The sequence below is a fragment of the Desulfolithobacter sp. genome, from assembly GCF_054025815.1.
On sequence record NZ_JBPMMS010000014.1, the window covers coordinates 1 to 19,957 of the forward strand.

19 protein-coding genes are annotated in these 19,957 nt (G+C 56.5%); 10 read left to right on the forward strand and 9 right to left on the reverse strand.

The window, feature by feature from the left end; translation table 11 throughout:
- Positions 1-233: 233 nt before the first annotated feature.
- The 3 genes from ACXJJY_RS03720 (at position 234) to ACXJJY_RS03730 (ending at position 2,677) form a co-directional block, all read left to right on the forward strand.
- Positions 234-581, forward strand: coding sequence for a PAS domain-containing protein (locus tag ACXJJY_RS03720; protein ID WP_456385363.1), 348 nt, complete (start codon positions 234-236; stop codon positions 579-581).
- A gap of 4 nt (positions 582-585) precedes the next feature.
- The gene (locus tag ACXJJY_RS03725; RefSeq protein WP_456385364.1) at positions 586-1,368 is read left to right on the forward strand and encodes an MBL fold metallo-hydrolase; all 783 of its coding nucleotides are present in this window, start codon (positions 586-588) and stop codon (positions 1,366-1,368) included.
- Between the two features lie 199 nt (positions 1,369-1,567).
- Entirely contained in the window at positions 1,568-2,677 is a 1,110-nt protein-coding gene (locus tag ACXJJY_RS03730) for an OmpA family protein (RefSeq protein WP_456385365.1), read from the forward strand.
- Between the two features lie 14 nt (positions 2,678-2,691).
- On the opposite strand, the gene ACXJJY_RS03735 is transcribed toward ACXJJY_RS03730, so the two are convergent.
- Positions 2,692-3,099, reverse strand: coding sequence for a hypothetical protein (locus ACXJJY_RS03735; RefSeq protein WP_456385366.1), 408 nt, complete (start codon positions 3,097-3,099; stop codon positions 2,692-2,694).
- 175 nt (positions 3,100-3,274) lie between these two features.
- Here ACXJJY_RS03735 and ACXJJY_RS03740 point away from each other — a divergent pair, with 175 nt between their 5' ends.
- From ACXJJY_RS03740 to ACXJJY_RS03770, 7 genes are all read left to right on the forward strand, one after another.
- Entirely contained in the window at positions 3,275-4,618 is a 1,344-nt protein-coding gene (locus ACXJJY_RS03740; protein ID WP_456385367.1) for a TolC family protein, read from the forward strand.
- Positions 4,619-4,639: 21 nt separating this feature from the next.
- Entirely contained in the window at positions 4,640-5,674 is a 1,035-nt protein-coding gene (locus ACXJJY_RS03745; protein WP_456385368.1) for an efflux RND transporter periplasmic adaptor subunit, read from the forward strand.
- A complete protein-coding gene (locus ACXJJY_RS03750; protein ID WP_456385369.1) occupies positions 5,674-8,943 on the forward strand; it encodes an efflux RND transporter permease subunit in 3,270 nt (1,089 codons plus the stop codon). The genes ACXJJY_RS03745 and ACXJJY_RS03750 overlap by 1 nt, the downstream gene beginning before the upstream one ends.
- A gap of 57 nt (positions 8,944-9,000) precedes the next feature.
- Positions 9,001-9,414 carry a bacteriohemerythrin gene (locus ACXJJY_RS03755; protein ID WP_456385370.1) on the forward strand — a complete coding sequence of 138 codons (414 nt, stop codon included), beginning with the start codon at positions 9,001-9,003 and terminating at the stop codon, positions 9,412-9,414.
- A gap of 83 nt (positions 9,415-9,497) precedes the next feature.
- The gene (rlmKL, locus tag ACXJJY_RS03760) at positions 9,498-11,678 is read left to right on the forward strand and encodes a bifunctional 23S rRNA (guanine(2069)-N(7))-methyltransferase RlmK/23S rRNA (guanine(2445)-N(2))-methyltransferase RlmL (RefSeq protein ID WP_456385371.1); all 2,181 of its coding nucleotides are present in this window, start codon (positions 9,498-9,500) and stop codon (positions 11,676-11,678) included.
- Positions 11,675-12,226, forward strand: a complete 552-nt coding sequence (gene yfcD / locus ACXJJY_RS03765; RefSeq protein ID WP_456385372.1) for an NUDIX hydrolase YfcD — start codon at positions 11,675-11,677, stop codon at positions 12,224-12,226. The genes rlmKL and yfcD overlap by 4 nt, the downstream gene beginning before the upstream one ends.
- 10 nt (positions 12,227-12,236) lie before the next feature.
- Positions 12,237-12,578: an Mth938-like domain-containing protein gene (locus tag ACXJJY_RS03770; protein WP_456385373.1), complete on the forward strand. Its 342-nt coding sequence runs from the start codon at positions 12,237-12,239 to the stop codon at positions 12,576-12,578.
- Between the two features lie 80 nt (positions 12,579-12,658).
- On the opposite strand, the gene rph is transcribed toward ACXJJY_RS03770, so the two are convergent.
- The 8 genes from rph to ACXJJY_RS03810 form a co-directional block, all read right to left on the reverse strand.
- Complete coding sequence (gene rph / locus ACXJJY_RS03775; protein ID WP_456385374.1) at positions 12,659-13,363, reverse strand: ribonuclease PH; 705 nt, start codon at positions 13,361-13,363, stop codon at positions 12,659-12,661.
- A 25-nt stretch (positions 13,364-13,388) separates the two neighbouring features.
- Positions 13,389-14,687 carry a phenylacetate--CoA ligase family protein gene (locus ACXJJY_RS03780; protein WP_456385447.1) on the reverse strand — a complete coding sequence of 433 codons (1,299 nt, stop codon included), beginning with the start codon at positions 14,685-14,687 and terminating at the stop codon, positions 13,389-13,391.
- Between the two features lie 46 nt (positions 14,688-14,733).
- A complete protein-coding gene (locus tag ACXJJY_RS03785; protein WP_456385375.1) occupies positions 14,734-15,459 on the reverse strand; it encodes an ABC transporter ATP-binding protein in 726 nt (241 codons plus the stop codon).
- Positions 15,459-16,226, reverse strand: coding sequence for an ABC transporter ATP-binding protein (locus ACXJJY_RS03790; protein WP_456385376.1), 768 nt, complete (start codon positions 16,224-16,226; stop codon positions 15,459-15,461). The genes ACXJJY_RS03785 and ACXJJY_RS03790 overlap by 1 nt, the downstream gene beginning before the upstream one ends.
- Before the next feature lie 3 nt (positions 16,227-16,229).
- Positions 16,230-17,324, reverse strand: coding sequence for a branched-chain amino acid ABC transporter permease (locus tag ACXJJY_RS03795; protein WP_456385377.1), 1,095 nt, complete (start codon positions 17,322-17,324; stop codon positions 16,230-16,232).
- On the reverse strand, positions 17,324-18,214 hold the full coding sequence (locus ACXJJY_RS03800) for a branched-chain amino acid ABC transporter permease (RefSeq protein WP_456385378.1): 891 nt from the start codon (positions 18,212-18,214) through the stop codon (positions 17,324-17,326). Before ACXJJY_RS03800 ends, ACXJJY_RS03795 begins: the two co-directional genes overlap by 1 nt.
- Positions 18,215-18,284: 70 nt before the next feature.
- Positions 18,285-19,424 (reverse strand): ABC transporter substrate-binding protein, encoded by a 1,140-nt coding sequence (locus ACXJJY_RS03805; RefSeq protein WP_456385379.1) that lies wholly within the window; start codon positions 19,422-19,424, stop codon positions 18,285-18,287.
- A 68-nt stretch (positions 19,425-19,492) separates the two neighbouring features.
- Positions 19,493-19,924, reverse strand: a complete 432-nt coding sequence (locus ACXJJY_RS03810; protein WP_456385380.1) for an ACT domain-containing protein — start codon at positions 19,922-19,924, stop codon at positions 19,493-19,495.
- Positions 19,925-19,957: the final 33 nt, after the last annotated feature.

Genomic DNA, 19,957 nt, shown 5'->3' on the forward strand with positions numbered 1-19,957 from the left:
ATAAAAATCATGCTGTTTGGTGTAAAATCTCATGAGAAGGTCTCCTTGTGTTGAGGTTGATTATGTACCTGCTCCCATTATAGCAGCAACGGGCTGCCGGGAGCGAGGGGGCCTTCTCTATTATCAATGCGCTACACTCGGACGGCAATTCCGCTGCGCTCCATTGCCGCCGGTGAGCTTGGTCGTTCATCAAAACCAAAACGCAACAACACTGAAACACTACACATATCCCCATGCCTGATTTTGACTGGATCGAATGCTATCCAAACGCGGTCACGGTCTGCAACAGGGAAGGAATTATTGTCGCCATGAACCAGGCCTCGCGCCACAACTTCCGAAAAAGGGGCGGGGCAGACCTGATTGGCTCAAGCCTCTACGACTGCCATTCCATTGGCTCAGGCGAGATCATCCGCACCCTGATCCGTGAAGAGCGAAGCAACACCTATACAGTCAACAGGAAAAACCGGAGGCGCCTGGTCCATCAGGCGCCGTGGTACCGGGACGGCATATTCAGCGGCCTGGTTGAAACCATCATCGACCTGCCTGAAGACCTGCTGCCGGCCGGAGCAGGTGAGGAGTGAACACATGGAAGTCCTGTTCCTCGGCGTCGGCGAGGCCTGCGATGAACACCATGCCAACACTTCGGTCCTCCTGACCACCGGGACCGGCTGCCGCATCCTGCTTGATTGCGGATTCACCGCAGCCCACAGACTGTTTGCGCACTGCAGAAACGCCGCAGAACCGAATGCGGTCTGGATCTCCCACTTCCACGGCGACCACTTCTTCGGCATCCCCCTGCTGCTGCTGCGATTCTGGGAGACAGGAAGAACCGAACCCCTGACCATCATCAGCCAGCAGGGAGGCCGGGACAAGGTGCTCGCCGCCCTGGAGCTGGCCTATCCCGGATTTGAGGCCAAACTCCAGTTCCCGCTTATTTTCAAGGAACTGGATCCGGGGGCGAACCTGAAATTTGGCGGACTCACCTGGCAGGCCGCCCGCTCGATCCACTCCCGCCCCAACCTTGGCCTGCTGCTCCAGGACGGCCGTCACAGCCTCTACTACAGTGGTGACGGCCGCCCCACCCCTGAAACAGAACAACTGATGCAGGGCGCGGACCTCGTCATCCACGAAGCGTTCAGCTTAAAAGACAGCGTTGCTAACCACGGCTCTGTTCTCTCCTGCCTGGACCTGGCCCGGCGGGCCGATATCGGCCAGATGGCCCTGGTCCACCTGGAGCGTGGTGTCCGCTCCGGGATGATGAAGGAAATTTCGACCCTCCTGAAAGAAACTCCCCAGGTCTGGATACCCACCGAAGGTGATCGTGCTCACCCGGGAGGATCACTGCAAAATCTCACCGACTCCCGATAAAAAAAACAACCTGTATTGATAATACCTTGACTTCGTCAACCATGTGTAACGTAATAGATACTGATACGAAACCGTCCTCAGTCCGTAAAAAAACATTCATGGTACAGGCCCCTTGAGAGAGTCAAAGGTACCATGCTGTTCAAGGACATAGATACTGAGATTGACAAACACCCTGCATGAAACAGGGACGGAGACCAGAATGATCCCCCTGCCGACACCATTTAGCACAGGATGCGCCCTGAAAAGGCATTCACTCCTGACCATCTTTGGCCTGCTCACTCTTTTTCTCTTTCCCCTGCCGGCTTCCGCCTCTGAACCGCTCCTGGATGCCACCTACATAACCATGGCGGATAATTTCTTTATTCTTTACGACCCGTCCACGGCCATGTCCGAACCCTATCGGAATACCGGCATGACCAGACTGGAAATGGAAAAGGAAATTATTCGCCGATCCAACCAGAGTCTGCCTGAGCTGAACTGGCAGGCCGGTCTCTACCCGCACTGGAAAAACGGCCTGTGGCTGCACGGTTCACCCATGGGTTTCAAGCCCTACTACCGTTTACAGAAATACGACAAGGAGAAATACGGCGCCGCCCTGGAAAAGCTGCCGGTTATTCCCACCGGCCCGCCCATGCTCCAGGTCGGTCTCATGAAGCTCGAGCACCTGCTGGGTCTTCCCGGCCGCACCGAGGTTTTCATCTTTTCAGACGGGCAGCACTCCACCTATCCGGACCTGGAGCCGGACCCCCTCACCCAGGCCAGAAAACTTGCCCGGGAGTTCGATGTCTGTTTTACCATTGTTTCCAGCGCCAGGACCAGAGAGGCGAAACAGCTGCTGGCCGATATCGCCGCGGTCAACTCCTGCTCCCAGGTCATCGACTTTGACACAGTGGCCGCCCACCCGGAACACCTGCTGGGCAAACTCTACATGAAGACCAGTGATGTCCGGTTCAACAATGTCCTGTTTGATTTTGACAGGTATGAAATCAAAAAAGAGTACCAGGGCCTCCTGGACCGGCTGGGCACCTTCCTCAACGAACATCCCTCTGCCTACGTGGTCCTCTCGGGGTTCACCTGCAACATCGGCTCCGAGGCCTACAACATGCGGCTGTCCGAACGGCGCGCCAAAAGCGTTCGGGACTACCTCAAGAAAAAATTCAAGATCGATGTCCAGCGCATGCTCCTTTACTGGTACGGCTATGCAAACCCGGTGGCACCTAACGATACCGAAGCCGGACGGAGGAAAAACCGGAGGGTCACCATCGCCATCAGAAACACAGGCCCGGCAACCGGTCCCGGGACGCCCTGACCAGAAACGATGGTTCAGGAATTTCCCTCTGGTTCCGGCGCGGTGAGCCGGTGGATTTTTTCCCGGACCCGGCGCCAGAGAGAGCCGGTTACCTGCTTCAGTTTTTCCCAACTGCTGAGTGGTCCTTCCCGGCCAACCTTCAGTAGCTCTTCAGACTCTTCCCTGGCCTGAGCAAGAATCTTTTCAGATTTCCTTTCAACCTGTTCCATGGTTCGGGAGGATTTTTCCCGGGCCTTCTCCCAGGCGCTCCTGGCCGTATCGCCGGCGGCCTCTCCCACGGCCTCCACAGCTTCGGCGAGTTCTTTCTGCGCTTTTTCCCACTGGTCCTCTACCTCACGGGCCTGAACCCGAAAGGCAGCACATATCACAACCATCACCAGGATTCCACACCCGAGCTTACGGGCCCGCAACGCTCTCTCCATACCCTCAAATCCTTTTCAATCTGCCTGCAACCGATCATATCACCCCTGGCCCGGGATAAGTCTTGTCAGCAGCTGACACCCCCCGGACAAACCATTCGACTTTCGAGATAATATTATCTATAATTGATTTGCAGAAAATTTTCTCAATCTTTTCAAGCAGGGAGAATCCAGGGCCATGCGTCTGGGACGATTTATTCTACTGGTACTGTTCGCAGCCTTCATCTGGCAGCCACGATCCTCTGCAACCCAAACCCTTTCCCTTCCGGCTACCTGGAGTGTCGGAGAGGCAGTCAGATTTGCCCTGCAAAACAGCCCGGACTCAAAAATCGCCACCCTCCGGATTAAGGCCGCCAGGGCGGCCACGATGCAGGCCCGTTCCGCCTTCCTGCCCCGTCTGGATCTGAACGGGGAATACAACCGCACCGACAACCCCATGTACTCCTTTGGCAATATTCTCAACCAGGGCGTGTTCAACAACTCCATCGACTTCAATGACCCCGGGGTATCCGATACCCTGAAGCTGCAGGCAACCATCAGCTACCGGCTCTACAATGGTGGGCGCGACCAGGCCCTGATCACCGCGGCCAGAGAGAAAGAATCCGTTGCAGTGGAACAGCGCCATGCGGTGCTCAGCCAACTGGCCTTCGAAGTTGTCCGCAGTTTCTATACTATTGTTCTGGCTGAGGAAACCGTGCAGGCAAGACAGTCTGCCATCAAGGCCATCGAGGCCTCCCTGGCCGTGGCCCAGGCCCGCTTCGATGCCGGAGACCTGCTCAAGGCAGATCTGCTCAACCTGGAAGTCCAGCGTTCCCGGGCCAGGGAAAACCTGATCCAGGCACAACACGGTCTCAATCTGGCCCGACGAGCATTTCTCAACCTGCTTGGACTCGCCGAAGGAACAGTGGTGGTTGATCCCACCCTGGACAACATGCAGGAAATACCGAAAAACCTCAATCCGACGAACCGGCCTGAACTCAAGCGCCTGAACGCCATGATTCGGGCTGCCAGGGCCGGCGTTCGCCAGGCCCGGGGCGGACGCTACCCCACCGCCGACGCCTTTGGCAGCTGGCAGGCCGAAGAAGGCCTGGAACTGGACGGATCCGGTACCTCGTGGATGGCGGGCGTCAAACTCAATTACACCCTGTTCGACGGCCGACGGACCGCGGGCCAAATCGCCGAGGCCAGGGCCAGGCTGACCGAAGCCCTGGAACAGCGCCGAAAAATGGTCCTGTATATCAATCTTGAAATAGAACAGGCCAGACTGGCCCTGCAGCAGGCTGAAGAACGCCTCCAGGTTACGGAAAAAATGGTCGAACAGGCGCTGGAGACCGCCCGTCTCTCCCGCGAACGGTTCAAGGAAGGAGTTATCCTCTCCTCGGACCTTATCAGTGTGGAAAATCGGCTCACCGACGCCCTGGTCCGTTGTTCCCAGGCCCGGACAGAACGCCGTATCGCCATAGCCGATCTGCGCAGAGCAGTGGGCCTCAGCCAGTTCTCTGCTCCTGGTACCCAAAAATAATCACTCCTCAACGGTTATCCCATGAAACCATCCCTGCTCGTTAAGATGCTGGGCATCAGTTGCCTGCTTATCCTGACTGTTTCCACCTCCTCCCGGGCGGAGGAAGGGAAAAAACAGGTTGCTGCGCCACCACCGGTGGAAGCTACTGCTTCTGAAGTGGAAGTCACTAAACTCGTCGATCAGACCGAAGTGGTCGGTACAGTGGAAGCGGTCCAGCAGGCACGGATCTCCGCCAAGGTCAGCGGTACCATCAGCGAAATGCCCATTGTCCTTGGCTCCCGGGTGAAAAAAGGTGACCTGCTGGTCAAAATAGCTGCTGAAGAGATCTCGGCCCGGGTGCTCCAGGCCCAGGCCCAGCTTGAACAGGCACGGCGCAACCTGGAACGGGAAAAGAAACTGCTGGCCAAAAACGCCTCCACCCGGGAAACCGTTAAATCCATGCAGGACATGTATGCGGTCGCCAGGGCCGCCTATCGGGAAGCCCGCTCCATGCTCCGCTACACCACAATCACCGCACCTTTTACCGGCGTTGTCACCAGAAAAATCGCCAGTGTGGGCGACCTGGCCACCCCGGGAAGCCCGCTTCTGCAGCTGGAAAACAGTGACCGGCTCCAGGTGGTGGCGGCCATCCCCGAGGCCTTGGTGCTGGCCATCAAGCTCGGCGATACCCTGCCCATATCCATTCCGGCTCCGAAACTGGACCTGACCGGAACCGTGGCTGAAATCGCCCCTGCCGCCGACAAGGCAACCAGGACTTCTCCGGTCAAATTCGACATCCCCACCGCTCCCGGCCTGCGCACCGGCCAGTTTGCCCGGGTCCGTCTGCCGGCCGGATCCACACAGACCATGTTTGTGCCGGTGTCGGCCGTGGTACCATTTGGCCAGATGGACAAGGTGTTTGTGGTTGAAAAAAACATCGCCCGGCTGCGGCTGGTACGCACCGGTATGCAGAAAGGCAATCAGATGGAGATTCTGGCTGGCCTGGAACCTGGTGACATAGTAGTAACCGACAACAACCGCCATCTTGTGGACGGCACTCCCCTGATACTGCGCTAATGAACCAGGACAAAAACGACTCAAAAACAGTGGAGCATCCGGGATTTGCCGGTTGGCTGGCAGCCGCCTTTGTCAACTCCAAACTGACCCCCATCACCATTGCCGGATCGCTGCTGCTCGGCCTCCTCGCTGTTATCATGCTGCCAAGAGAAGAAGAGCCGCAGATCAAGGTTCCGATGATCGACGTCATGGTGGCCATGCCCGGAGCCTCGGCCAAGGAGGTGGAGCAGCGGGTTTCCATTCCCATGGAAAAGCTGCTCTATGAACTGCCAGGAGTCGAGTACATATATTCCACCTCCATGCCCGGCAAATCTTTGCTTGTAGCGCGTTTCTATGTCGGAGAAAGCCTGGAGACCTCCATAGTTCGCCTCAACCAGAAACTGGCCACCAATTTCGACCGCATACCGCACGGTGTCTCCCCGCCACTGGTCAAACCACACACCATCGACGACGTACCGGTCCTCGCCCTGACCTTTCACAGCACCAGATATGACCATTATACCCTGCGCCGGCTGGCGGCCCAGGTGGACGATGCCATAAAAAGCATCTTTGCCGTGGCCGAAACGAGGTTGATTGGCGGCACCCGTCGTCAGGTCCGCATTCAGTTCGACCCACTCCTGCTGGCCTCACGAAACCTCTGTGCCGGCGATCTGATCCCTAAACTGCAGCAGGCCAACCGCCAGTCCTACTCCGGTGACTTGCAGTCCATGAACAATGAAGTGCTGCTGCAGACCGGCACCTTCCTTTCTTCGGCCAGGGAGATACGCCGGATCGTGGTCGGGGTCCATGGAGGAAACCCCGTTTATCTGGAAGACGTGGCCAAAGTCCTCGACGGCCCGGAGGAGCCGGACAACTATGTTCTGTTTGGCCGGGGCCAGGGTGCGCCTGAAGAGGCTGCGGTCACCCTTTCGGTGGCCAAACGGCCCGGATCCAACGCTGTCAAAGTGGTGGAAACTGTTCTCGATAAAGTGGAGAGTCTCAAGGGTACTCTCATCCCCGAGGACATCGAGGTCACTGTAACAAGAAACTACGGCGAAACCGCGGCAGAAAAATCCAACGAGCTCCTGCTGCACATGGGAATTGCCGTCTTCGGCGTGGCCCTGCTCATTCTCTTTTTCCTGGGCTGGAGGGAATCCATCATCGTCATGCTTGCCATTCCCTCTACCCTGGCCCTGACCCTGCTGCTCTTCTACCTTTACGGGTATACCCTCAACCGGATTACTCTCTTTGCCCTGATATTCTCCATCGGTATCCTTGTGGATGACGCCATTGTGGTTGTGGAAAACATAGTCCGCCACCTGCGCCTCTCCGCCAACCGAAACCGCCCCCTCACCAAAATCGCCATAGAAGCGGTGGTGGAAGTGGGCAACCCCACCATTCTCGCTACCTGGGCAGTCATTGCCGCTATCCTTCCCATGGCCTTTGTCGGCGGACTCATGGGCCCCTACATGCGGCCCATCCCCATCGGCTCGTCCGCGGCCATGATATTTTCACTGCTCATCGCCTTTACGGTCACTCCCTGGGCCGCGGTGCGAATCCTGAAAAAGGACTGCAGCGAGACAGAATGCGCTGTTGAACCGGAAGATGACAAGGATCATGCTCCGGATGATTTCTTTACCCGGATGTATCACCGGATCATGGACCCGCTTCTGGCCCATGCCTGGGCCCGGATCGTGTTCTTCCTCATCATTACAGCCATGCTGCTTGGCGCCTGCTCCATGGTCTATTTCGGCCTGGTCAAGGTGAAGATGCTGCCCTTTGACAACAAGTCCGAATTCCAGATCATTATCGACATGCCTGAAGGGTCGACCCTCGAACAAACCACCCGGGTGGCCCTTGATATGGCGGCCGAGATCGGCAGAGAACCCGAGGTCATCAATTACCAGATCTATGCCGGCACAGCCTCGCCATTCAACTTCAACGGACTGGTGCGCCATTATTTTCTGCGCTCAGGGCCAACCATGGCCGACATCCAGGTCAACCTGCTGCCCAAGTCGGAACGAGACGAACAGAGCCATGATATCGCTAAACGGATCCGGCCGGTGGTCACTGCCATTGCCCGGAAATACGGAGCTGCGGTTGCTGTGGCCGAAGTACCGCCCGGGCCACCGGTTCTTCAGACTCTGGTTGCCGAAATCTATGGCCCCACCGACAGCGACAGGCTCAAGCTGGCAGCCAGAGTCAAGGAAATTTTTGAGACCACCGAAGGGGTGGTCGACGTGGACTGGTACCGGGAAAAGGATCGGGCCAAGACTGTGATTATTGTTGACGAGGAAAAAGCGGCCCTGAATCATATTTCTGAGTCCAGGATCACCCAGGCCATCCAACTGGCCATGGGCTCTATCTCTCTTGATCTCTTTCACCAGCCCCGGGACAAGGAAGAGATCAACATGATTCTGGAGCTGCCCCGGGCCATGCGCAGCCGGGTGGAAGGGCTGCTCAACATCCACCTGAGGGCAGGACAGGGTCCGGATGCACCGCTGGTACCGCTGCGCGAACTGGTCAGGGTAGAGGAACGGCCAGTGGACCAGCCACTCTACCGCAAAAACCTCAAACCGGTGATCTATGTGACCGGTGACGTGGCCGGAGCCGCTGAAAGCCCGGCCTATGCTATCTTTGCCATGAATCGAAAGCTTGCAGACCTGGACGGCCGGGAATTTGGGGCCACCAGCGAAAAAATCGATATATTCAACCTCAACCAGCCCTTTTCAGAGACCGAGCCTGCCATGAAATGGGATGGAGAATGGCACATAACCCTGGAAGTCTTCCGGGACCTGGGCCTGGCCTTCTGCGTGGTCATGATCCTGATCTACATGCTCATGGTCGGCTGGTTCAAGGATTATGTCATTCCACTGGTGGTCATGGCCGCCATCCCTTTCTCCCTCATCGGCATCCTTCCGGCCCACTGGGCATTTAACGCCTTTTTCACCGCAACCTCGATGATCGGATTCATGGCCGGGGCCGGAATCGTGGTGCGAAACTCTATTATTCTCGTCGACTTTATCGAACTGCGCCTTGGCCATGGCCTTCCTCTTGCGGAAGCCGTTGTCGAAGCCGGAGCCATCCGTTTCCGCCCCATGCTGCTCACCGCCCTGGCCGTGGTGGTTGGCGCCTCCGTTATCCTGGCCGATCCCATCTTCCAGGGTCTGGCCATAGCGCTAATGTTTGGCGAAATCGCTTCACTCCTCATCAGCCGGATGGCTGTGCCGGTCCTTTATTTCATGGTCAAAAAACACGAACTGCGGGCAAATCCGCAAATCAACACCTGAGCATCACAACAACCGGCAACCGGACAGATATCCAAATGCCGGAACCAGGGAGGAGCCATGGACATCATCGAAATATGGAAACCGGAATATATAATCGGGATAGAAGAAATAGATCGGCAACACAAGTACCTTTTCGAACTCTTCATCCTGCTGGATAATATTCGGACCCAGCCGGACAACCAGTTGTCACTCCAGCAGGCGCTTATCTCCCTGCAAGACTATGTGGAAATTCACTTCTCAAGCGAGGAAAAATATCTCCGGCATCACCCGGACTTCGAGGCGCACCGCAGGCTGCATGAATCCTTTATCGAAAAGGCCGGGGAATTTTCCGCCAGCTTCGAAGCAGGCACTCTCGATCTGGAACAGGTCGTCGAATACCTGAATAAATGGCTCCGCGACCACATCCTTGGCGTCGACATTCCCTACTTTAAGGAGCTGAAAAAAACATTTGACGGTCCTCTCCGTTCATGAACAACACGCCCGCAAGATCAAAGAAACCCTCCCCGTCCGTACAACGAACCACCCGCAGGAAACAGCGTGCCAGGGCACCTCTGATGTTCACCGCCACATGCGGGGCTGGCCTTGAATCATTGCTTGAACAGGAAATCAAGGATTTTGGAGGCCAAAACATCGTCACCGCGCCCGGAGCGGTTTCCTGGCATGGTCAACTCGAAAGTGGTTACAGAGCCTGTCTCTGGTCCCGTTTCGGCTCCCGCATACTTCTGGAGCTGGCCCGTTTCCCTGCTCCGGATGCCGACACTCTCTACCACGAAACCGGTACAATTGACTGGGATGCCCATTTCTCCCCAAAAAACAGTTTCGCGGTCTACTGCACCCTGACCAATGCCGAACTGAACCATTCAAAATATGCGGCCCTCCGGGTCAAAGACGCAATTGTCGATCAGTTCCGCATCCGGGCTGGCAGAAGACCCGATGTTGATGTCTCTGCCCCTGCCATACGCTTCAATCTTCATGTGCTGGAAAAAGAGGCCACCCTGTCACTGGACCTTTCCGGTGACAGCCTCCATCGCCGTGGTTATCGCCAGACAGCAGGCGAGGCACCGCTCAAAGAGACGTTGGCCGCGGCCATTGTTCACCTGGCCGGCTGGCGCCGAGATACACCTGCTGATACAGTCCTCCTTGATCCCATGTGCGGCAGTGGCACCCTGCTTATCGAAGCGGCGCTCATCTACGGAGATACAGCTCCCGGTCTCATGCGTCACCAGTTTGGTTTCATGGCCTGGAAAGGACACCGGCCCAAACTGTGGCAACGCCTCGTGGAAGAGGCCCTGGAAAGAGAGGCCCTGGGCATGGAAAGAAAATGGCCGCAAATAATCGGCTACGACGCCGACCCTGCTGTGGTGTCGGCGGCCCGGCAGAATATCGCCAAGGCCGGCCTTGAAGACAGAATCCAGGTGAGCCAGCGCCAGCTTGCTCACCTGGATTCACCCGCTTCCAGCGGCCTGATGGTAACCAATCCACCCTATGGAGAACGTCTATCCCGAAAAGAGGCGGTGAAATATCTTTATCGATGCCTGGGAAGAATTTTTCAGGATCGTTTTCCTGGTTGGCGGATAGGCTTCTTTACATCCAATCCAGACCTGGCCGACATGACCAGGCTGTCCTGGCAGAAAAGGTTCCGGCTCTACAACGGCCCCATAAAATGTCGCCTTCTGGCAGGTGTTACCAAAACAAAAGAGCCCGGACACGAAGCGAAAAACTCCTGGACCCTGCATGATGTGGAGAGTACCGGTCCGCCCCGTGATTTCGCCAACCGGCTGCGCAAAAACTGTCGCGATCTTTTTCAGTGGGCCAGTCGGGAATCGATAACCTGTCTGCGTATCTATGATGCTGACATGCCGGAATTCAACCTCGCGGTAGACCTTTATGAACAATGGGTTCATGTGCAGGAATACGCACCACCAAAAACCATTGACCCGAAAAAGGCCCGAACCCGACTCAACCAGGCCCTCCAGGTCATCCGTGACATGCTCCAGGTGCCCCACAGCCGAATTTTCATCAAGACCCGCCAGCGCCAGAAAGGAAGAACCCAGTACCAGAAGAAACAGGGCCCTGGCAAACTGTACGAAGTCCGCGAGGGAAATTGCCGTTTCCTGGTCAACTTCACCGACTACATCGACACCGGCCTCTTTCTCGACCACAGAACCACCCGGAGGATGGTTGGTGAACTGGCCAAGGGAAAACGGTTTCTCAACCTCTATGGCTACACCGGCTCGGCCACGGTACATGCGGCCATGGAAGGTAGCCTGTCGACCACCACGGTGGACATCTCCTCCACCTACCTTGCCCGGGCCCGCGCCAACATGTCACTCAATGGCTTTGGCGGCCCACAACATCTCTTCGTCCAGGCCGACTGCCTGCAATACCTGCGGGAGACCAGGGAACGCTTCGGGCTGATCTTTGTCGATCCGCCCACCTTTTCAAACTCCCGGCACCGGAAGGAAACCTTCGATGTCCAGCGTGATCACGAACAGCTGCTTCGCCTGGCCATGCACCGGTTATCCAAAAACGGCCTGCTTATTTTTTCGACCAATTTCAGAAAATTCAGGTTTTCCCGAGCCCTGGAGAAAGAATTCCTGACAGAGGAAATCACCGGTGACACCATCCCCCGGGACTTTCAGCGCCACAAAAATGGCTTCATTCACCGATGCTGGAAACTGCGCCACCGGGATGGTGTCCCTGAAAAGGACAAAATTCAACAGCCATCAAAATGAATCAGGGAGCAGAAGTCATGTATCCTGCGGCCTTCGAGACGGTACAGATCGTTGATGAAAACAACCGGGAAATAGCCGCTGTTCCGCGCCACATCATGCGCGAACAGAATCTCATCCACCGGGCCAGCTATATCCTTGTTTTCAACCGGGAAGGAAAACTCTTTGTCCAGAAACGAACCATGAACAAAGATGTGTATCCCGGATCTTTCGATATCGCTGCCGGGGGAGTAGTCCTGGCCGGAGAGAGCTATGAAGAGGCGGCACAAAGGGAACTGGCTGAAGAACTTGGGGTGAAGGGTGTAAAACTGAACTTTCTTTTTGACCGATACTACGAAGACAGTACCAACCGGGTCTGGGGACGCATCTTCTCCTGCAGGCACGACGGACCTTTTGTTCTCCAGAAAGAAGAAGTTGACTGGGGCCGGTTCATGGACATGACCGAGATAATGGCCCTGGGAGAACGGGAACCGGTAACACCGGATGGGCTCGAAGTTCTCAACCAACTGTCTGGGGATCCGGATCTGCTTGCAAAAATAAAAGAGGGCTGAACAACAGGATATGATTGAAGAGTACAGTTTCGGACATGTGCGAATACAGGGCGAGACCTATACTGCGGACATTCTTCTTCAGGGAGACCGGGTGCTTCCTGGGTGGTGGCGCAAAAAAGGTCATGGATGCAGCCTGGACGATATCCTGGAAGTGCTGAAACCCAAGCCGGAAGTCTTTATCCTTGGCACCGGAAGCCCGGGTCTTTTGCGACCGGATCCGGACCTGGAAAGGGAGCTGGCAGCCCGGGGAATACTCCTCATAGCCGAACCCACCGCCGTGGCTGTCCAGCGATACAACGAGCTGCTCAGGAAACGGGAGGCCATTGCCGGGGGACTGCACCTGACCTGCTGACCCGTGCCGGACCCGCAACCGGAAAGGTCGGGATCAACGGTCAACCCGGAGGATCTTTCCCGGCTTGTGCGGGGCGGACCTTATTCTTTCCAGAGCCTGAACAGTTTCTCTGTACCCTTTGCCGCCAACATGGCCATCCGGCCAAAATTTTCAGGTGCAAAAGGAGTTCTTTCGGCCGTGCTCTGCACTTCTATCCAGCGACCATCACCGGCCATGACAAAATTAGCGTCAACCTCGGCCTTGCTGTCCTCCTGATAGTCCAGATCCAGCAGAACCTCGCCGTCCACCAACCCGACACTGATGGCAGCCACCGGCAAGACAGAGGGCAGCTCCGGAACCATCTCCCTTTCCACCATCCGCTCCAGGGCCCTGCGCAGGGCCAGGGCTGCTCCGGTGATGGAGGCGCAGCGGGTCCCGCCATCGGCGTTTATCACGTCACAGTCAACCCGCAGGGTATGGGGTCCCAGTTCCGCCAGATCCACCATCATCCGCAAAGAGCGGCCGATCAACCGCTGAATCTCGTAAGTCCGGCCCGACCTGCCGGTAGCCGCCTCGCGCCGGCCACGGCTGTGGGTGGCGCAGGGAAGCATCCCGTACTCAGCCGTAATCCATCCCTGACCGGTCCCTTCCAGAAAACCGGGCACCTTTTCCTCCACAGTCACGCCGCACAGCACATGGGTGCCGCCCATCCTGATCAGTACCGAACCATCGGCATGGGGCTGGGCGTCATACTCCAGGGAAACTGTACGCAGATCATCAGCGGCCCGGTTATCTTTTCTGCTCATAGTATTGTTCCCGCTCTGATGACTGTTACAATTTTCTTTTGTCAACAACCCGTTGGGATTTACCCTTGGAGCGTTCCAGAGTTTTTTCTTCTACCAGTTTCACATCAACGCCGATCCCCAGCTCTGCGGCCAGGCGACCCTTGATAAGATCCACCATTTCCCTTTGTTTTTTCATGGAGTCAAAGAAAATGGACTCCACCACCTCGACCATGACCGTTACCTTGTCGGAGTGGTTTTCCCGCTCGATCACGATCTGATAATGGGGTTCCGTACCCTCGATCTCAAAAAGCACTTTTTCGATCTGGACCGGGAAGACATTGACTCCCTTGATAATCAGCATATCATCACTTCGGCCGATGATCCGCTGCATCCGGGTGAACGTCCGCCCGCAGGAACATGGCTCGGGAATGAGCCTGGTCAGGTCCCGGGTCCGATAGCGGATCATGGGAAAGGCCTCCTTGGTCAGGGTGGTGACCACCAGCTCACCCACCTCACCAGGAGCCACCGGCTCCAGGGTCTCCGGGTCGATAACCTCAAGGAGAAAATGATCCTCATTGATGTGCAGCCCGTTGCACTCCTGGCACTCGCCGGCCACTCCGGGCCCCATGATCTCGGACAGGCCGTAATTGTCGGTGGCGACGATGCCGAGCTTGTCACGGATCTCATGACGCATGGCCTCAGACCAGGGTTCGGCCCCAAACAGACCCACCCGCAGGGACAACCCGTTGGGATTGACCCCCATTTCCATCATGGTGTCGGCGATGATCAGAGCATAACTCGGGGTGCAGACCAGGGCCGTGGTCCGAAAATCCTGCATGATCTGGATCTGACGTTTGGTGTTACCGGCCGAAATGGGGATTACCGAGGCCCCAATCCGCTCAGCCCCGTAATGGAGCCCGAAACCACCGGTGAACAGACCGTAACCAAAGGCAATCTGGATAACATCATCCTTGGTGACCCCGGCGCCGGTCAGGATCCTGGCCACCAGGTTGGACCAGTTCTTGAGATCGTTGCGGGTATAACCGACCACCGTGGCCAGCCCCGTGGTTCCGGAAGAGGAGTGAATCCGGACCACATCGCGAAGCGGGACAGCAAAAAGGCCGTAGGGATAATTGTCGCGCAAATCCTGCTTGGTGGTGAACGGCAGCCGGCGGAGATCATCCAGGGACTTGATATCCTCGAAATTGACCTTCAGCTCATCAAATTTTTTACGGTAGAACGGCACATGGGTGCCCACCCGGTACAGGGTTGACTGGAGTCGTTCCAGCTGCAGCTGTTCCAGGCTTTCCCTGTCCATACATTCTTTTTCCGGTTCCCAGTACATGGCAAGTTTGAAGGTAGAAGTTTGAAAGGTGCTTTCAGGATAACCGTTACTCGATCTTTTCGCGGCCAAGATAGGCCCTCTGCACATCGCGATTGGCCAGCAGATCCTCGGCCGGACCCTGGAGGATGATCTTGCCGGTCTCCAGGACATATCCCCGGTCGGCAATGGACAGGGCGGCCATGGCATTCTGCTCCACGAGCAGGACCGTATTGCCCTCATCCCGCAAGCGGACAATCACCCGAAAAATATCCCGAACCACCAGGGGAGCCAGGCCGGTGGACGGCTCGTCCATCATCACGAGCCGCGGCCGGGACATGAGAGCCCGGCCCATGGCCAGCATCTGCTGCTCACCACCGGAAAGAGTTCCGGCAAGCTGCTGTCGTCGCTCCCGGAGCACCGGAAACAGATCATACTGATGCTCCAGCTCCCGGAGCACCGCGGCCTTGCCCTCTTTTTTCTGCAGTACATAGCCCCCAAGAATCAGATTCTCCTCCACCGTCATGGTGGCAAAAACCTGGCGTCCCTCTGGAACCAGCACACAACCGGCGGCGACAATATCCTGGGCGCTCATCTTCCAGCAGTCCCAGCTGCGAAACTCGATCTCTCCGGCCATTGGCCGTACCAGGCCGATGACAGTGGTCAGCAGGGTGGTCTTGCCAGCCCCGTTGGCCCCGATCATGGTGACGATCTCACCGCCGTCCACATGGAGAGAGATATTTTTCAGAACCCGCAGTTTGCCGTACCCGGCATCAAGGTTTCTGATCTTGAGCATCAGACACTGACCTCCTCGTCCTCACCCAGGTAGATCTTGATCACCTCGGGGTTCTGCTGGATTGCTGTCGGGACATCCTCGGCAATCTTCTGCCCGAAACTTAAGACCACAATTTCATCGGAGATGTCCATAACGAGCGACATATCGTGCTCAACCAGGAGAACAGTGATACCCATATCGCGGATCCGGGTGATGAGCCGGGCCACTTCAGCGGTCTCGTAAATATTGAGTCCGGCGGCCGGTTCGTCCAGGAGCAGCAGTTTCGGCTCCGTGGCCAGGGCCCGGGCCATTTCCACTGCCCGTTGCTGGCCAAAGGCCAGGCTGGTGGCCTCCATATCGGCATACTCGGCGATATCGAGCAGCTCCAGAAGCTCCATGGATTTATCCCGGATCTCCCGTTCCTCCCTCCATGTGGAGGGCAGATGGAACATGCCGGCAAAAAAACCAGCTCTGGAACGCACATGGCGCCCCACCATCACCGATTCAAGAGCGGTCATGCCGTGGAACAGGTTGATATTCTGAAAGGTTCGCGACATGCCGAGCGCTGCGATCCGATGCGGCTTCATACCCTGGATCTCATGGCCCAGGAACAGGATTCTGCCCGAAGTGGGTGTCAGATTACCGGCTATCAGGTTGAAAAGGGTTGTCTTGCCAGCCCCGTTTGGGCCAATCACCGCCTTGATGACCCCGTCACTGACCTGGAAACTGACATCATCCACAGCCCGCAGGCCACCAAACCGTTTACTGACCGACTCCAGCAAAAGCATACCCTAATGTCCCTCCACATCCATGCTTTTCCTTTTTCCCCGGCCCAGGATAGCTTTCAGGTTCAGGCTCAAAATGCCATTGGGCGCAAAGAGCATGACCAGGATCAATATAGCCCCGAACACGGCATCATCATAGGAACCAAAAACCCCACGCAGGGAGAGAAAGGTCAGGACCACACCCATGATCAAGGTGCCCCAGAGATTAGCCATCCCGCCCACCGCCACCAGGGCTACATAGCGGACAGACTTCATCACCGAGGCCTCGGAAGGGCCAATACCACCGTTGTAGTGGGTGAGGAAGACCCCGGCCAGGGCCGCATAGACGGCACTGAGTACAAAGACGTTGAGCTTGAAACGAGCCGTGTCGATACCCATGGCCTCGGCGGCTTCCTCGGAACCGTGAATGGCCCGCAGGGCCCGGCCAACCCGGGAGTCGATCAGGTTAAGCAGCAGGACAAGACCGATGATCAGCATGGCCCAGGCAATGTAGTAGTTTTCTACCCGGTGTCCGAAGTTGCCTGAAACCGTCAGGCCACCAAGACCGCCAAGGGCGGGCAGAATCGTGAATCCCGGAACCTCTGAGATCCCGTCGGCCTCGCCGAAATACTCACTGGCAAGCACGATGCGATAGATAATAGTGCCAAAGCCAAGCGTGGCCATGGCCAGGTAATGTCCTTTCAGCTTGAGCACAGGAATTCCAAGCACAAAGGCGATAAACGCCGCTACGCTGACCGCGGCCACACAGGCTGCCCACGGCGAGACCACCAGCAGCTGTTCGCCATAGAGATCCTGGCCCGCCATCAGCATGCCGAGCCTGCCAAGCCACTGCACCACGCCAATATCCTGCATGGCCAGAAGATTATGAGTGGTCAGGGCGGCGGAAATATAGCCGCCAATGGCGAAAAAACCGGCATGGCCAATGGAAATCTGCCCGGCATAGCCCATGAGCACCGACAATCCGATGACCACCAGACCGTAATAGGCAGCCATGGTCAGCTGGGTCAGGTAATATTGAGTCCCTGTGGTCGTGGTCAGGATCTGGACCAGAACCACCAGGATGGCAATGCCGGCAATGGGGAGAAACCAGGAACGACGCATCAGAACTCCTTCAACCTCGCGGCTTCACTGGAACCAAAGAGTCCATGGGGCCGGACAAAGAGAATGATCAGCAAAATGGTGATGGAGATCGCGTCCTGAAAGGCCAGCGGGACCACGGAAACCGAATAGGCCTCGATGACCCCGAGGAGAATTCCGGCCGCCACCGCGCCCATGGAATTTCCGAGTCCGCCGAGGATGGCCACCGTAAACCCCTTAATCGCAAGCGCTGTCCCGGAATCGTACTGGGTATAGGTTATCGGCGACATGACACAGCCGGCCAGGGCACCGATCCCGGCGCTGAGCATGAAGGAGAATGTGACCATGTTGCGGGTGTTGATACCACACAGGATGGCGGCTGTCCGGTTGGCGCTGCAGGCTCGCATTTCGCGGCCAAGCGGCGTGGCCTTGAAAAAGAGACTGAGCCCGGCCACCACCACGCCGCAGACCCCGATCACCCAGAGAACCTGGGGTGAAATCCGGGCCGGACCGATGGCTATGGTCGTAATCTCGTTACCGTAGAAATAGGGCAGAGAGCGGATGGATTCACCCCATATGTGGAGTGCCACTTCACGAATCAGAATAGACAGACCGATGGTGATAATGATCATCCGCAAAACGGATGGATTATCGAGCCAACGAATAAATATCATCTCGATCATCGCCCCGACCAGCATAGTGATGACCACGGCTCCGGCAATGGCCACCGGCAGGGGCACCACCTGCAGAAGAGAAATGGAAATCATCCCTCCAAGCATCACGAACTCACCCTGGGCGAAGTTGATGATCCCGGTGGTGTTGTAGATGATATTGAATCCGATCCCGACAATGGCATACATGATGCCATAGGTGATGCCGGCAAAGAGATACTGGAAAAAAAGTTCTGTTGTCATGTGCGATATGGCAAAAAAAACGGACAGAAGAGAAAAGGAACACTCTTCTGTCCGCCCGGGGAACGCCTTGTTAGTTACCCTCGTAGAGAACGAACCTGCCGTCCTTCACAGTCAACATGACAAAGGAATCCATGCCCAGACCATTGTGATCCTCAGGAGAAAAGCTGAACACGCCCCCGGTCCCCGGGAAATTCTTCAGGTTTTCGATGGCATCACGAACCCTGGCTCGATCCTTTCCGCCCTTTTCGATGGCAGCGGCGAGAATTCTCATGGCATCGTAGCCATGACCACCAAAGGTCGAGGCCTCTTCCTTATAGCGGCTCTCGTAGTCCTTTTTGTACTTCAGCAGCAGTTCTTTTTGCGGATCAGAATCCGGCAGAGAGTCGGCCACCAGCAGCCGGCCAGCCGGAAAAATGATGCCCTCGGCCGCCGCTCCGGCAGCCTTGACGTATTTGATATTGCCAAAGCCATGACTCTGGAACAGCGGCACATCCCAGCCCGCCTGGCGCATATTCTTGGCTATGATGGCCTGGGCCGGAACGATGGACCAGTTGACCACAGCCTGGATCTCTTTGTTGGACATAAGCTTGGCAACCAGAGCGGAGAGATCGGTAGCCTTCTTGTCATAGACCTCGGCCGCAACCACCTTGATGCCGAATTCCGGGGCGATCTTCAAAAGCTGGGCCTTGCCCGCCTTGCCAAAGCCTGTGTTACCGGCAACCACGGCGATCCTGGAGATCCCCATCTTCTTCATCTCTTCGTAGATCTTTTTGACGGCAAACGAATCCTTCTGGGGTGTCTTGAACACATAGCCTGCCACCGGATTGACGATCACCTCTGCCGCGCCGCAGGAAATGAGCGGGGTCTTGCCCTGTTCAGCGATCATCTTGATTTTCATGGTCTCGCCGGAGGTTGAAGGTCCGATGAGAGCCAGAACCTTCTCCTCTTCGATGAGCTGCTTGGCAAAGGAGATGGCCTTTTCCGGGCTGGCGCCAGAATCCTTGATAATCAGGTCGATCTTATCTCCATTGATACCGCCGCTGGCATTGATCTCGTCAACGACCATCTGCGCGGAACGCGCTTCAGGCGCTCCCAGAAAGGACGCAGGTCCGGTAACGGCAAAGATGGCCCCGACCTTGATTTCCCCGGCAAAGGCAGCAGGCGCAGCCAGCAGGCACAATGCCATGGATCCCAATACAATTTTTTTCAAGACTCCTTTCATACATCCCCCTCTATGAATTATGAATTTGTGAAGGTCAAAGCGTGGGCTTTGGGCCTTTACAGAGCACAGACCTGATCCCCGGTAAGAATAGTAAAACCGGCTGCCTGGAGAATTTCAATGGCTTTGTCCATATCATCGAACCGGAAGATGAGCACCGCGTTCTCGCCGGATTTATTGACAAAGGCATACATGTATTCCACGTTAAGACCTGATTTTTCCACTGTTTTCAGTACGCTTGCCAATCCTCCCGCCCGATCCGGCACCTCCACGGCAATGACGTTGGTCTTCCCCACGGTGAAGCCGTTTTCCTTCAGCGCCTGTTTGGCCTCCTCCACCTTGTCGACAATGAGCCGCAGAATACCGAAATCAGCGGTGTCGGCTACGGACAGTGCCCTGATATTGATATCTTTCTCAGCCAGGACAGAGGTAATCTCGGCCAGGCGTCCCGACTTGTTTTCCAAAAATACCGCAATCTGTTCTACACGCATGACAAACCCTCCAGGGGGCAGGAACGTCCCACC